General features: G+C 71.7%; 10 protein-coding genes. 6 read left to right on the forward strand and 4 right to left on the reverse strand.

The window, feature by feature from the left end:
* Positions 1-27 precede the first annotated feature (27 nt).
* Both SSP29_RS23795 and SSP29_RS23800 read left to right on the forward strand, forming a co-directional pair.
* Positions 28-2127: a sulfatase gene (locus SSP29_RS23795; RefSeq protein ID WP_150134779.1), complete on the forward strand. Its 2100-nt coding sequence runs from the start codon at positions 28-30 to the stop codon at positions 2125-2127.
* A 176-nt stretch (positions 2128-2303) separates the two neighbouring features.
* Positions 2304-4082 (forward strand): alkaline phosphatase family protein, encoded by a 1779-nt coding sequence (locus tag SSP29_RS23800; RefSeq protein WP_150134780.1) that lies wholly within the window; start codon positions 2304-2306, stop codon positions 4080-4082.
* Here SSP29_RS23800 and SSP29_RS23805 read toward each other — a convergent pair.
* Entirely contained in the window at positions 4019-4855 is an 837-nt protein-coding gene (locus tag SSP29_RS23805; protein ID WP_089102780.1) for an alpha/beta fold hydrolase, read from the reverse strand. The genes SSP29_RS23800 and SSP29_RS23805 overlap by 64 nt on opposite strands.
* A gap of 164 nt (positions 4856-5019) precedes the next feature.
* On the opposite strand from SSP29_RS23805, the gene SSP29_RS23810 reads away from it, so the two are divergent.
* Positions 5020-5457 carry a hypothetical protein gene (locus SSP29_RS23810; protein WP_089102781.1) on the forward strand — a complete coding sequence of 146 codons (438 nt, stop codon included), beginning with the start codon at positions 5020-5022 and terminating at the stop codon, positions 5455-5457.
* Between the two features lie 32 nt (positions 5458-5489).
* Here SSP29_RS23810 and SSP29_RS23815 read toward each other — a convergent pair whose 3' ends face one another.
* From SSP29_RS23815 to SSP29_RS23825, 3 genes are all read right to left on the reverse strand, one after another.
* Positions 5490-6209 (reverse strand): class I SAM-dependent methyltransferase, encoded by a 720-nt coding sequence (locus tag SSP29_RS23815; RefSeq protein WP_089102782.1) that lies wholly within the window; start codon positions 6207-6209, stop codon positions 5490-5492.
* Between the two features lie 28 nt (positions 6210-6237).
* Entirely contained in the window at positions 6238-7773 is a 1536-nt protein-coding gene (locus SSP29_RS23820; protein WP_150134782.1) for a purple acid phosphatase family protein, read from the reverse strand.
* 115 nt (positions 7774-7888) lie between these two features.
* On the reverse strand, positions 7889-9391 hold the full coding sequence (locus tag SSP29_RS23825) for an acyl-CoA synthetase (RefSeq protein ID WP_089102784.1): 1503 nt from the start codon (positions 9389-9391) through the stop codon (positions 7889-7891).
* Positions 9392-9766: 375 nt separating this feature from the next.
* On the opposite strand from SSP29_RS23825, the gene SSP29_RS23830 reads away from it, so the two are divergent.
* From SSP29_RS23830 to SSP29_RS23840, 3 genes are all read left to right on the forward strand, one after another.
* Entirely contained in the window at positions 9767-11212 is a 1446-nt protein-coding gene (locus SSP29_RS23830; protein WP_089102785.1) for a cytochrome P450, read from the forward strand.
* 73 nt (positions 11213-11285) lie between these two features.
* Entirely contained in the window at positions 11286-12203 is a 918-nt protein-coding gene (locus SSP29_RS23835; RefSeq protein WP_089102922.1) for a (-)-alpha-amorphene synthase, read from the forward strand.
* A gap of 200 nt (positions 12204-12403) precedes the next feature.
* Positions 12404-15313, forward strand: a complete 2910-nt coding sequence (locus tag SSP29_RS23840; RefSeq protein ID WP_089102786.1) for an ATP-binding protein — start codon at positions 12404-12406, stop codon at positions 15311-15313.
* Positions 15314-15323 lie beyond the last annotated feature (10 nt).

Consider the following 15323-nt stretch of genomic DNA (forward strand, 5'->3'; position numbering starts at 1 on the left):
CCGGGCTTCGCACGGAAGGACTTACGGGTGTCGCACCTCACGCCCCCTCGCCAACTGCTGGACGCGGACGCGTCGGCACCGGACCCGGCGGCGGGGACACCGGCCGCGCCGGCGGAGACCGGGACCGAGCCGGACGCCCCGTCGGGCGCACACCCGACGGATGACGGGGCCGAGACCGGCGCGCGGGCTGTCGAGGCGAGCGAGCCGGGCAGGGGTCCCGAGGCAGTCGAAGACGCCGACGCGGACACTAGTCCCGGAGCGGAGGAGCAGGAGGAGCAGGAGGACGAGGCGACCGGCGACGAGGAGCACGGCGAGGCGGCCGGGAAAACCAGCGGCGAGGCGGCCGAGGAGACCAATACCTCACTCCCTGCCGCCGCCGACGACGAACGCGCTCCCGAGGGCACCGAGCCGCACACCGGCCCCGCCACGGCCGCGGACGGGACCGAACCCGATTCCCGGGCCGCCGGCTCCGGCCGCCCCGGCTGGTTCGGCCGGTTCCGCCGCAACCCCCGCATCACAACCGGCGTGCGGGTGGGGACGAGTGTCCTGGCGGGTGCGTTCGTGCTCGGCGCGATCCTCGTGCCGGACCGCCTCGACCGGTTCTCCTTCCAGACCTTCCTCCGCCTCCCCGTCGAAGCGGTGTACCTCTCGGTCATCCTGCTCGCACTGCCGTCGAAGGCACGGCGGATCGCGGCCGTCGTCACAGGGACGCTCCTCGGCCTGTCCACCGTCCTGAAGTGCCTCGACATGGGCTTCTACCAGACCCTGGCCCGACCGTTCGACCTGGTCTTCGACTGGGTTCTGCTGACCGACGCGGCGGACTGGGTGAAGGACTCCTTCGGTCACACGGGCGAGGTGCTCGCGGTGATCGGGGTGATCGTCCTGCTCGTCGCCGTGCTCGTGCTGAGCGCGCTCGCGATGGTGCGGCTGGCGAACGTCCTGGACCGGCACCGCCCCGCGGCCGTGAGCACCACGCTCGTGCTCGGCACCGTGTGGATCACCTGTTTCTCGCTGGGCGTGCAGTTCGCCGGCATCCCGTTCGCCACCAAGGGCTACAGCCAGTTCCTCGCCAACCGTGTGCAGTACGTCCGCGACGGACTGGGGGACGCCGACGTCTTCAAGAAGCAGCTCGCCGTCGACGCCTACGCCAACACCCCGTCCGACCAGCTGCTGACCGGACTGCGCGGCAAGGACGTGCTGTTCACCTTCATCGAGAGCTACGGCCGGGTGGCGATCGACGATCCGGCGATGGCTCCGGAGATCGACGCGACGCTGAACGAGGGGAACGCCCGGCTCAAGTCGGCCGGTTTCGCGGCGCAGAGCGGCTGGCTCAGGTCACCCGTGACGGGCGCCGGCAGCTGGCTCGCCCACTCGACGTTCCTGTCCGGCCTGTGGATCAACAACCAGCAGCGGTACCGGACCCTGACCACCGGCGACCACGCGACCCTCACCAGCTACTTCCAGAAGACCGGGGCCTGGCGCACGGTCGGCATCGTGCCGGGCGTGCGCAAGGCCTGGCCCGAGGGCAAGTACTTCGGCCTCGACCACATCTACGACTCCACGCACCTCGGTTACTACGGTCCGTACTTCAGCTGGACGCCGGTGCCGGACCAGTTCAGCCTGGAGGCCTTCCAGAAGCTGGAGCACGGCAAGAAGAACCGCGACCCGATCATGGCGGAGATCATCCTGGCCTCCAGCCACAACCCCTGGTCCCCCATCGCTCACATCATCGACTGGAAGGATCTCGGGAACGGCAGGATCTTCTACAAGATCAAGAAGGAGGGCACGAACCCCACGGAGGTCTGGAAGAGCGCGAAGAGCGTGCGAACCGAGTACCGCAAGGCGATCCAGTACTCCCTGGACAGCCTGACCCAGTGGATGCAGCGCTACGGCGACGACAACACCGTCCTCGTCTTCCTCGGCGACCATCAGCCCGTCCCGACGGTCACGGCCGGCAGCACCAGCCGGGACGTGCCGGTCACCATCGTCGCCCGCGACCCGAAGGTCCTGGACCGGGTCTCCGGGTGGGGCTGGACGGACGGGCTCAAGCCCGCGGACAACGCACCGGAGTGGGCCATGAACCAGTTCCGTGACCGCTTCCTGAAGGCGTTCGGGCCGCAGAGCTGAGCTCGGCCCAGGTGTCCGGGGCGGGGCGGGGCGGGATCACCTTCTTCCCGCCTCCCCACCGCCAGGACGCACGGGTGTGCCACCGCCGCAGGGCGGTCCCGGGGCCGTACTCTGTGCGCACGATCTGACGTCGATCACGCACACAGAGTCACAACGGCCGCACGGAAGGATCTCCGGTGTCGCACCCCACGCCCGCCCGGCCGCCGGAGACCGTGCCGTCACCGGCCGGTCCCGGCACGGGCGAAGGCCGGCGGCGAAGGCATCCGCGGACCGCCCGGGGCATCTCGGTGGGGACGACCGCCGGGTCCGCCGCCCTGCTGCTGGCCGCGCTGCTGCTGCCCAACCGGCTCGACCTGCTCGCGCCGCCGGCGTTCCTGCGCCTCCCCGGCGAGGGGATCGTGCTCGTGGCCGTCCTGCTGGTGCTGCCCGGGCGGGCGCGGCGGGTCACCGCGGTGCTGGCGGGCGCGGCGCTGGGGGTGCTGACGCTGGTGAAGTGCCTGGACATGGGCTTCTACTCGGCGTTGCAACGCCCGTTCGACCTGGTGCTCGACTGGATCCTGCTGGACGACGCGGCGGACTACGTACGGGAGTCGTTCGGCCGGACCAGTGAGGTGCTCGCGATCGCCGGGGCCCTGCTGCTCGCCGTGGCCGTGCCCGTGGTGACCGTTCTCGCGCTGGTGCGGCTCGCCGAGCGGATGGCACGCCGGCGTCCGCCCGCGGGCCGTACCGCTCTGGTCCTGGCCGTCGCCTGGGTCACCTGTGCCGCCTTCGGCCTTCAGGCCGGCGGCGCGCCCGTCGCCGCCACGCTCGACGCCCGGTTGGTGGACGAGCGGGTGCAGGCAGTCCGGGCGGGTCTTGCGGACGCGCGGGTCTTCGCGGCGGAGGCCGCCGTCGACGCCTTCGAGAGGACACCGCCGGACCGGCTGCTGACGGGCTTGCGCGGCAAGGACGTGCTGTTCACGTTCGTCGAGAGCTACGGCCGTACGGCGATCGAGGATCCGGCGATGGCGCGGCAGGTCGGCGCGGTCCTCCGGGAGGGAACCGCCTCGCTCAAGGCGGCCGGTTTCGACGCCCGCAGCGGCTGGCTGCGCTCCCCGGTCCTCGGCGCGGGCAGCTGGATGTGCCACGCCACGCTGCTGTCCGGACTGTGGATCAACAACCAGCAGCGTTACCGCAATCTGGTCTCCGGTGACCGGATGACCCTCAACCAGTACTTCCGAAGGACCGGCGCGTGGCGCACGGTCGGTGTCGTCCCGGGCGTCCGCCGCACCTGGCCCGAGGCCCGGTTCTTCGGTCTCGACCGCGCCTACGACTCCACGCACCTCGGCTACCACGGCCCGTACTTCAGCTGGACGCCCGTCCCCGACCAGTTCACGCTGGAGGCCTTCGACCGCCTGGAGTACGGGCGGAAGAACCGGCGTCCGCTGATGGCGGAGATCATCCTCGCCTCCAGCCACCAGCCCTGGGCGCCGCTCCCCCGCATGATCGACTGGAAGGACCTCGGTGACGGCTCGGTGTTCGGGCCGATCCAGAAGGCGGGCAAGGACCCGGCGGAGGTCTGGAAGGACACGGAGAGCGTACGCACCGAGTACCGCGTCTCGATCGAGTACTCGCTGCGCAGCCTGTTCGGGTTCATGGGGCGCCACGCCCGCCAGAACACGGTTCTGGTCTTCCTCGGCGACCACCAGCCCCGCCCGGAGGTAGTCGCCGGCAGCCCGCGCCGGGACGTCCCCGTCACGATCGTCGCCCATGACCCGGCGGTCCTGGACCGGGTCGCCGGGTGGGGCTGGACGCCGGGCCTCAAGCCCGCCGCGGACGCGCCGATCTGGGCGATGGACCAGTTCCGCGACCGTTTCCTGGAGGCGTTCGGGCCGCAGGGCCGAACGCCTGCTCAGCCGTCCAGGAAGTCGACGGTACGGCGGACGAACCACTCGGGGTCGTCGAGCCAGGGGTAGTGACCGGCACCGGGCTGCACGGCGACCTCGGCGGTCGGGAAGGCCTCGGCGGCGCGCCGGGCCAGGGCCGGGCTGGGGCCGCCGTCGAGCTCACCGGCGTACACCAGGACGGGGGCGGCGAGAGCGCGCAGGGCGATTCGGGTGGCGTCCGGGGTGAAGGCGCCCTCGCCGAAGTAGCGGTCGCCCGCCTCGTCGTTGGTCTGCTCCTCGGCGGCCGCGTCGTGCGCGCGGGCGGCGTCGTCCCAGCGGCCGTAGAAGAAGGGCATGAACGCCTCGTCGAAGTCCCCGGAGCCGGTCAGCCACGCCTCCAGCGCGGGGAACGCCCTCTCGAACCAGGGCTCCCCCATCCGTAGCCGGGCCGCCGCCAGCCGGTCCTCGGGGGTGGCCCGCAGGCCGAGGGCCGAGGGGTTGCCGGTGATCAGCGCGAGCCGCCGCACCCGCCGCGGATGGGCCGCCGCGTACAGGATCGCCAGGCTCGCACCGGCCGAGTGCGCCAGTACGTCCATGTGGTCGAGCCCCATGTGGGCGCGCAACATCTCCACGTCGTCGACCAGTCGGTCGCAGCGGTACGACGCCGGGTCGGCGGGCGTGGCGGAGTCGCCGGTCCCCCGCAGGTCGAGCAGGACCAGCCGGCGGCGGGCGGCCAGCCCGCCCAGGTCCCCGAGGTAGGCGGAGGCCCGCATGGGGCCGCCCGGGAGCACGACGAGGGGTTCGCCCTCGCCTCTGACGTGGTAGGCGAGACGGGTGCCGTCGGCCGCGGTGAACGTGGGCATGACGCCGATCTTCGGGGACGGTGGCGCGGCGTCGCAAATGGCCGGCGCGACCGGCGCGGTGCATCGGCCCCGCCTCCGCCGAACGTGTGACAGGGAGCAAGCGCTGTGCTCGCAGGGGGCATGCAGATGCTGCATGCCCCCTCACGTGGCACGAAAGGTTCGAGATGAAGCGTTTCCCGATCGGCGTCCTGGTCACCGCGGCGGTTCTCGCCGCGAGCGGAACGGCCATCGCCGTCACTCGCGGCACAGCCGATCAGCCGGACGGGAGGAAGACCGGCCGGCCACCCGTGGTGAAGTCCGCTGCGGCACAGGCGGAGGTGTACACGTGGGTGCACGGCCCGCATGTCGTGGTGCCGCCCGGCCAGGCCCGCAGCACCGAGGCGCTGTGCCCGGCCGGGCAGGTGCCCACGGGCGGCGGCTACAACGGCGCCGACGGGGGCATCATCAGCATCGTGGTCAGGACGAACTCGCCGACGACGCAGGGGTGGAACGTCGCAGGCCTGAACACCAGTTCAACCAGGTCGGTCGAACTCTGGTCCGAGGCGATCTGTGCTCCCGGCACCCAGGCCGAGGTCGGACCGCCCGCAGCGGTCGCCAAGTGAGCCGGTGACCGCACCGGGAGGATCCGGGGTCGTCAGACGCGCGGGGCCGGCTTGCTCACCCGGAACGCGAACTGCCCGCAGAACGTGAGCTTGCGGAGGTTCACCAGGGCCGCGTCCCGCCTGCTCTTGCGGGCCCAGGCGTCGATCTCCGTGTTGAGCGGCGACTCCGTCTGCCAGAAGCGGCCGTACTCCTTCTTCCGCGAGCCGTGGTACGTGCGCATGATCAGTGTCACGCCGTCGAGCGAGGGCCGGATCTCCTCCAGGGCGAGCCCGGCCTCCTCGACCAGCACCCGGAATCCGTAGGGCGTGTAGTTCCAGAGGCTGAAGGAGTGGTACGGCTCGAACTGGGAGGTGCTGCCGATGAACAGCCCGCCCGGACGCAGCACTCTGCTCACCTCCGCGAGCAGTTCCCTGGGCCTGGCGACGTGTTCGAAGACCTGGTGGGAGTAGACGAGCGGTACGGCGTCGGAGCGGAACGGCAGGTTGACGCCGTCGAAGTACACCACGCTGTCGCCGCCCGGTGTGCGCTGGGCGGCCTCCGGCGAATCGCGGATGTCGACTCCCACCCAGCGGACGCCGGAGTCGTGCTTGCGGAAGAGCTCGGCCGACGTACCCCGCCCGCAGCCGAGGTCCACCACCCGGTCCGGTGCCCGCGGCGAGCGCATGGCTTCGTCGAGGTAGTAGCGGGAGGTGACCTGGCGAGCGTGGTCGTCAGGGATGCAGTCGCGCATGAGTTCCCACAGGGTCGACATGTCCCCACGCTACGGAGGCGCCCTTCTTCTAGGCCACATCCAGGCGGGGGTTCGGGACGGCCGTCATCCCTTGGGAGGAATGCGGCTGCGCCGACGGCGGCAGCAGCCGGCCGATGCCGGACAGGTCGCGGACGGCCACGCTGTTGCGGTCGGCGACCGTACGGCCGAGCGCGTGGTAGGGCCACAGTCCCCCGGCCTGGCGGCGGCTGCGCTCGTTCCACTCCAGGGCCTCGGCGGCGCGTGCCCGGAAGAAGTTGAGCGCGTAGCCGCCGCTGTGGATCCGCAGCAGGAAGAACCCGCCGGGGTACTCCTTGACGGCGCCGACCTCCTGCAACGTCACCTGCGGGGCGAGAGGCACATGGGTGCGCTTGTTGCGGTGGGTGTGGCCCACATGGTGGAGGAACACACCCGGGGCGTCGGCGTAAGCCCGGAGGATCGCGCGGGCCTGGCGGCGGCCGAGGCGCTGCGCCGGGCTCACCGGGAAGAGGGCCTCCCGTACGGTCAGCGGATGGTGGCCGAAGACGAGGGTGGGCTGTTCCCTGTGGGCCCGCAGCCGGCGCCGGAACCAGGACAGCTGCTCGGCGCCGAGGCCGCCCGCGTCACCGCCGTTCCCGCGCTTGTCGTAGGTGTCCAGGCCGATGATCCGCAGTCCGCCCACGTCGTGCTCGAACCAGCCGGGCCGGTCGGGTCCGCCGAACACCCGGTGGAAGGTGTCGCCCTCGCCAGCGCCGCGGTCGTGGTTGCCCCGGACCACGAAGTAGTCCCTATGGTGGGTGCCGAAGCCGTCCAGGATCCGTCTGGCCTCCGCCAGGTCGCGCGGTCCGCCGCCGGCGGAAATGTCACCGGCGGCCAGCAGCAGCTGGGCCCCGCGGCGGCGGGCCTCGTCCACCACGGCCCGGCCCATGAGCTCCGGGTAGGGGGTCTGTCCCGTCCGCTGCGCCACTCCGCGCAGAAAGGGGACTCCGGCCACCAGGCCGGCGACGCTCTCGCCGATGTGGAGGTCGTTGCAGAGGGCGAGGGAGAGCAGGTGGCGGCCGGGCGGGGGCTGCGGGGTGGTGAAGGAGTAGGGGCCGCCGGGTGTGCCGAGGCCGTGGCGGGAGGTGCCGGCCGCGTTGCCGCGTACCAGGTGCAGCGCGGTGGGGGTGGCGGGCACGCCTTGGGAGCGGGCCTGGTAGTAGTACGTCTGCCCGGGTTCCAGGCCGGTGAGTTCGACGTGGTGGTGTGCGGTGGGACGGTCCTCGCCCGCGGTGCGGTTGAGGCGGGCCGGGTGGGTGCCGTAGACGACCTCGCCCTCGGTGACGGCGGGCAGCATCCGGCCGGTGCCGTCGTCGGTGCCGGGCAGGGCGGTGTGCCAGGTGATGACGGCGCGGTCCTCGGTGAGGGTGACCAGTTCCAGGTGGACGGCGGTGAGCGGGCCGGGGTGCCGGGGGCGGGGTGCGGTGGCGGGCCGGAGCAGGGCGGGTGCGAGGAGGAAGCCGGAGCGCAGCAGCTCGCAGGGGCCGGGGATGCCCGCGAGTGCGCCGAGGGGGACGGGGAGGCAGCAGCGCATGTCTGCTATGTGCACGCCACCGGTGAACGGCGGACGTGGCACCGGCAGCCGCGCAAGGTATGGAGCCGGACTTCTTGGGTCCGTACCCGAGCCGGGTCCCGGGGCATGGTGAGAGCCGCCTCCCGGGGCCTCACGAGGCGGGGCCGAACCGCTCCCGCAGCTCCCGCTTCAGGATCTTCCCGCTGGCGTTGCGGGGCAGCGCGTCCACGAACAGGATCCGCTTGGGTGCCTTGAAGGCGGGCAGCTTCTCCTTCACATGGGCGATCAGCCCGGCCTCGTCGATCTCGCCGCGCGGTACGACGACCGCCGTGACCGCCTCGATCCACCGCTCGTCGGGCAGGCCGATCACGGCGGCCTCGGCGACCGCCTCGTGGCTGTAGAGGGCGTCCTCGACCTGCCGCGAAGCGACCAGGACGCCACCGGAGTTGATGACGTCCTTCACCCGGTCGACGATCGTGTAGTAGCCGTCGGCGTCGCGCACCGCGAGGTCGCCGGAGTGGAACCAGCCGTCCCGGAAGGCCTCCTCGGTCTCCTCGGGCTTCTCCCAGTAGCCCTCGCACAGCTGTGGCGAGCGGTAGACGATCTCGCCGGGCGTGCCGTCGGGCACGTCCTTGCCGTCCTCGCCGACCACGCGTGCCTCCACGAACAGGACGGTGCGGCCGCAGGAGTCCAGCCGCCCCTTGTGCTCCTCGGGCGCGAGCACGGTGGCGAGCGGCCCGATCTCGCTCTGCCCGAAGCAGTTGAACAGGGCGAGTTTCGGCAGCCGTTCGCGCAGTCGCTCCAGGACGGGCACCGGCATGACCGACGCGCCGTAGTAGGCCTTGCGCAGTCCGCCGAGGTCGCGGGTGGCGAAGTCGGGCCGGTTGGACAGTCCGATCCACACGGTGGGCGGCGCGAACAGGCTGTCCACGTCCCCGGCTTCGACCAGGTCGAAGAGGGTGTCGCCGTCCGGCCCGTCGAGGATGATGCTGGTCGCGCCCACCGCCAGGTAGGGCAGCAGGAACACGTGCAGCTGGGCGGAGTGGTAGAGGGGCAGCGCGTGCGCGGGCCGGTCCCCGGCGCTCAGGTCGAGGGCGGCGATCGCGCTCAGGTACTCGTGCACCAGCGCCCGGTGGGTCATCATCGCGCCCTTGGGCAGCGCCGTGGTCCCGGAGGTGTACAGCAGCTGCACCAGGTCCTCGGTACGGGGTTCGGGCCCGTCGTACGGCGCCGCGTCCGCGAGCCGGGCGAGCAGTGAGCCGTCGGCGTCCCGCAGCGGCAGCGACCGTGCGCCGTCGGGGAGCCGGCCCGCGAGGTCGGGGTCGGCGAGGACCAGGGAGCTGCCCGACTGGGCCACGATGTAGGCGAGGTCGTCGCCGGTGAGGTTCTGGTTGACCGGGACGTGGACCAGGCCGGCGCGGGCGCAGGCGAGGAAGGCGATCAGGTAGGCGTCGGAGTTGTGTCCGTAGGTGCCGACCCGGTCACCGCGGACGAGGCCCTGGCCGAGCAGTACGCTCGCCGCGCGCGAGACGGCGTCGTCGAGTTCCTCGTACGTCCACCGCCGCTCGCCGTACCGCACCGCCACCCGCGCGGGAGTGCGCCGGGCGCTGCGCCGCAGCACCCCGTCCACCGTGCTGCCCTGTCCCTGCGTCATGACTCATGATCCTCGGCCCGTCGCCGGGACAGGTCAAGCGACCGGGGAGGCGAGCGCCGAAAACCCGTGGGTCCGCTCGGCCGCCTCCTCCCTCACACCGCTCGCGGTGCGACGGCCGGACGGGGCGGGACCGCACTGGAGTGCCACATGGAATCACAATCGATGCCCCCTGCATCAAGAGGCGTTCATCCCCTGCGCTTTTTGCTTCAGCGTGCCCCTGTGCGCCCCTTTGGAGAAAGGTTTCCGGAAACCCGGGCACGGTTGAACTGGGCAGGACTTGTCTCGGGTTGTCAGAGCCTCGACAGGTTCGCTCATTTCACGCGTCATACTGGGCAGGAGGTTTCCATGAATGGTGCTGTGCCTGAACAAAAACGAATGTGGACGACAGGTACTGCTCCCGGCATATTCCCACTCCTCGGTCACGCTATCTCCCTATACCGTCGGCCGCTGGCGTTTCTGAATTCTTTGCCCGCGTACGGGGATCTGGTCGAGATACGGCTGGGCCCCCAGCGTGCCTGGATGGTGTGCCACCCGGACCTGGCCCACGAGGTGCTCATGGACCCGCACACCTTCGACAAAGGGGGCCCGCTCTACGACCGGCTGGGCAAGCTGATGGGGGACGGACTGGTGACCTGCCGTCAGCCCGCGCACCGGGACAAACGCAGACTGCTGCAGCCCGCTTTCCGGCCGTCTCACGCCCCCGCGTACACGGAACTCGTCGCCGAGGAGGCCGAGTCGGTGTGCGAGGGCTGGCAGGCGGGCCGGCCGGTTCCCGTCACCGAGGCGGCGATGACCCTCACGACCCGCGTGATCAGCCGGGTCCTGCTCTCCGGCTCACTGGACGACACGGCCGCCGCCCAGGTGCGGGACTGTCTCGCCGACGTCGTCCGCGGCCTGTTCGTCCGCACGGTCGTACCGGTCGACGCCCTGTTCCGGCTGCCGGCCCCCGCCAACCGCCGCTACCGGCGCGCACTCGCCCGTCTGCACGCCGTCATCGACACGGTGATCGCGGAGCGCCGCCGGGGCCCCGCCCGCGACGACGTCCTGGGCAGTCTGCTGGCGGCCACCCGCGACGACGGGGCGGCGGCCCTCACCGACCAGGAGATCCACGACCACCTGATCACACTGCTCCTCACGGGCGCCGAGACCTCGGCCCTGTCCCTGGCCGCGGCCTTCAGCCTGCTGGCCCGCCATCCGGAGGCCGAGCAGAACCTGCACGCCGAGCTCGACGCCGTCCTCCCGGGCGGCCGACGGCCCGGCCCCGGCGATCTGCCGGACCTCGTCCGGACCCGGTGCGTCGTCTCCGAGACGCTGCGCCACTCGTCCCCCGGCTGGCTCTTCACCCGCGTCACCACCCGGGAGACGGAGCTCGCCGGACGCCGGCTGCCCGCGGGAGCCACCGTGCTCTACAGCCCCTACCTCCTGCACCACGACCCGTCGTCGTTCCCCGACCCCGAACGTTTCGACCCCGACCGCTGGCTGCCGGGGCGGCCCACCGCCGGACAGCGGCGCGCGATGATGCCGTTCTCCGCGGGCAACCGCAAATGCCTCGGCGACGAGTTCGCCATGGTGGAGGTCACCGTGGCGCTCGCGACCATCGCCGGCCGCGTGCGACTGCGCCATCTGCCCGGGTACGTCGCACGGACACCGCGCCCGGCGATCACGCTGGGGCCGCGCTCGCTGGTCATGACCTGTGAGACGCGTTCGCACGGGCCGGCAGACGCGCCATCGTCCCGCGCTCCGCTCACCCGCCGCGCGGTATGCACCCGACAGGCACCGGAATCCCGATCGGCAGGTGACCACAGTGTCGACAACGCATGAGGAAATCACGTTCGGCGTAGCGGGCGGACAGACGGCAGCCAGTCTCAAGGACCTCATCGACATCCGCCTGCACATGCCCTTTCCGTTCCGGCGCAACCCCCATGAACCCGCGGCCTCGGCCAGTGTGGAGTCATGGTTGAGTAAGTGGGGGCTGACGGCCGAACCGGGTGTGGCGGCGATGATCGCCCGTACTCGCCCTGCCCAGCTCGCATCCTTCACCAGCCCCGCCGTGGATCCCGGGCTCCTGAGCATCATCGCCCACCAGATCGCCTATCAGTTCGTCTTCGACGACCGGGCGGAAGTCATCGGCCGGCGCTCCCCGGCCGGGCTCGTGCCCATGCTCTGCGAGAGCATCGCGATCCTGCGGGACGGCCGGGCACCCAGCACACCGCTCGGAGCGGCACTGACCGACCTCCACCGGCAGGTCCGGGAACGGTGCACACCCGGACAGGCGGCACGCTGGGCCTGGCAGAGCCGCGAATACGTGCACGGACTGTTGTACGAAGCGGTGGCCCAGGCACATCCCGTCGCCCTGCGCACCGGAGACTGCACCTCGATACGGTCGCTGACCGCGGGCGTCGAGCCGTTCTACCCGCTGTACGAGGCCGCAACACCGGACGAGCTGTCCCCCGCGGAACTCCACCATCCGGCCGTACGGCAACTCAGCCGGCTCTCGGCCGACGCGGCGGTCTGGACGGCCGACCTGTTCTCCGCCGTGAAAGAACAGCGCGCGGGCGAGGTGATCAACCTGGCCCTGGCCCGGCAGCGCGAACACCACTGCTCCCTGCAGGCCGCTGTCGTCCTGGCCATCCAGCAGATCAACAGCACGATCCGCGAGTTCCAGAGGCTCCACGCGGAGCTCGAACCGGAGTTGAGCCCCGCGGGCGTCGGATATGTGGAGGGCATGATCGGCTGGATCCGCGGGTGTTACCACTGGTCCCGAACCGTACCGCGGTATGCGGACGTGACGTCGGTGCCCGCCGTGCCCTAGGCGCTCGATGAACTCCGGCGACCGCGTTCCCGGGTGGTGGCTATCAGGGCCTCTTACCCGGAGCGCGGACATTATCCCTTCTGCAGTTCATGATTCACCCGATAGTACTCAGTCCGGCCTGCCCGCACCGCGACAAGGCGTACGCTCGGCTCTCCCCGGGCCGAACGAAAGAAGCCGAACGAAAGAAAGCGGTACGGCATATGGCGACGGAGCCGCGGCAACCGGTCACGGACCAAGAGAACCTGGTCGAACGCCGACGGGAACTTCTGGCCCTCGACGCGGCGTTCCGGGAGTTGCGGCGCACCACGGGCGGCATGCCGCGAGCACGACGCAAAGGGTTGCTCGCCTTCACCGGGCCGACCGGACTGGGCAAGACGGCACTCCTCACGGAGGCACGCGCCCGGGCCATGGCGCACAAGTTCACCGTGCTGTCGGGCAGAGGCAGCGAGACGGAACAGGGCTCGGCGTTCCGCGTGGTACGCCAGTTGATGCAGCCCTCGCTGGCGAGGATGGACGAGGCGGAGCGCCGCGTCTTCCTGGGCAGCTGGTACGACACCGTCGCCGCCGTGCTCGGCCTCGAAGCGACGGGACCCGCCCCCGCGCCGGACCCGACCGGAGTCCGCGAAGGTCTCGACTGGGTCATGACGCGCCTCGCGGTCAAGAAGGCTCCCATCGTCCTGCTCCTGGACGACCTCCACTGGACCGACACCGAGTCACTGAGCTGGCTCACCTCCTTCGCGCCACGGGTCGACGACCTCCCCCTGCTGATCGTCGTCGCCTACCGGTCCGACGAGCTGCCGGCCGAGGCCGGCGGACTCCGCACGCTCGTGGGAGACCACGGGAACCGCCCCCACAACCTGGCGGTGCTCACTCCCGAGGGCGTGACGCAGATCGTCAGGAGCGAGGTCGGGGAGGGGGCCGAGGACGGGTTCTGCAAGGAATGCTGGTCGGCCACCGGCGGGAGCCCCTTCGAGACGGTGGAACTCGCCATCGGACTCGCGGAGCGGAACCTGCGCGGCACCGACGGCGACCTGCCCGCGATGCGTGAGCTGGCCGCAGCGATCAAGGGCCCGGGACTGATCGAACGTCTGGAACGGCTGGGCACCACGACCGTGCGCTTCGCGCAGACCGCGGCCGTACTGGGTTCGCCCTTCTCGCCGGAGCTCGCCGCGACCATCGCCGTGCTCGGCGACGAGGCCGCCGGCGAGGCGATCGAGAAGCTGCGCGCGGCCCGGATCCTGGCCGACGGCCACGGCCACGAGGGCGAGCTCGAGTTCGTTCACCCGCTGATCGCCACGACGATCTACCGGTCCATCCGCACGGGCTTCAGGACCGGTCTGCACAACACCGCGGCGCAGGCCGTCCTCGCCGCGGGATACGGCCCCACCAAGGCCGCCCGGCATCTGCTGGAAGTCCCCTGTGAGGACCGTCCCGAGACCGTCACGTGTCTGCGCGAGGCCGCCCGCGAGTACCTCCGCGCCGGAGCCACCGAGGCGGCCCGGCGCCTGTTGACCCGCGCGCTGCAGGAACCTCCCCTGCCCGAGGACCTTGCCGCCGTCCTCCACGAACTCGCCTGCGCCACGTTCCTGATCGAGCCCACCGCCACGGTGCGGCATCTGCGCCAGGCGCTGGCCCAGCCCCACGTCGACCCCGATCTGCGCGCCTCCATCGTCTACCGGCTGACCACGGCCATGGCCCACACCGATCAGCTGGCCGAGGCCGTGAACGTGGCCGCCGAGGAGGCACGGCAGGCCACCAACCCGCGCGTCAAACTGCGTATGCAGGCCGATCAGTTCGTCTGGAGCATGGTGCGCCCGGACGACCGTGACTCGCCCACCCGCTCCCGGACGCTGGCGCGCCTGGCCGAGCAACTGCCCGGCCGCAGCCTCGAGGAACGCTACATCCTGGGACTGCGGGCCTGGGACGCGGCCATGCGCGGCGAACCGAGAGAGACCTCCCTCGGGTACGCGGACAAGGCCCTGCGCGGCGGCATGAGCTGGACCGACGAGAACCGGGGGTTCGAGGTACCCCTCTCCGTCGCCCTGGTGTTCATGTACGGCGACCAGCCGCGACGGGCCGAGGAGCTGTTCGGCCAGGGGATCGCCGAATGCCTCGCCAAGGGCTGGCACGGCTCCCACCTGGCGTTCGGCCAGACCATCGCCGGATACATCCGCTACCGGCGCGGCAGCCTGGCCGAAGCCGAGAACGCCGTACGGGAGGGACTGCGGATCGCCGACAAGGTGGACGGGGTCGTGGCCGCCCAGTGGTTCGGCATAAGCATTCTGATCAAGACCCTGCTGGCCCGCGGGCGCACCTCCGACGCGCGCGCGTTCGCCGACGGACACCACTTCGGCGAGACACCGGTCAACGCCGTCATCTACCCCGACCCCCGCACCGTCTACGCCGAACTGCTCCTCGCCGAGGGGCGGCACGCCGAGGCGGCGCGGCTGCTGTCCACGGTCGGGGACTGGCTGGACGCGCGGGGGTGGCGGAACCCGGCCTGGTGCCCGTGGCAGCTGCGGCTCGCGTCCGCGCTCGCCCCCTCCGCCCCCGAGGAGGCGGTCGGCCACGCCGAGGAAGCCCTGCGCCGGGCCCGGGAGTTCGGTGCCGCCTCCGCCGTCGGGCAGGCCCTGCACACCCTCGCCGAGGTGACCGGCGGGCCGGCGGCGGTCGACCTGTACGCGCAGGCCGTCGAACACCTGGAGCAGTCGCCCGCCGCCTACGAACTCGCCCGCGCCCAGATCGGCCACGGCGCCGCGCTGTCCCGCAACGGCCGGCTCCAGGAGGCCGCCGACCGGCTCTACCAGGGGCTGGAAGGAGCCGTCCACTGCGGTGCCGAGGCGCTCGCCGCGCAGGCCAGGGAGGAGCTCTCGGCGGCCGGGATGCGGCCGCTGCCGTTGCGCTACCCGCAGGCGGACACGCTGACCGCGCAGGAACTGCGCACCGCCGAACTGACCGTCCAGGGACACCCGGTGGCCGTGGTCGCCAAGGAGCTGCGCCTCACCGAGCAGGGCGTGCGGCAGCTGCTGTCCCGCGTCTACCGCAAGCTCGGCACCGACGCCGCCGGCCTCGCCGGGTTCCTGGAGGCCCGGCACCGCCCGCACCCCTGAGGCCCTGAGG

It is taken from the genome of Streptomyces hyaluromycini (assembly GCF_002217755.1).
Classification (GTDB): domain Bacteria; phylum Actinomycetota; class Actinomycetes; order Streptomycetales; family Streptomycetaceae; genus Streptomyces; species Streptomyces hyaluromycini.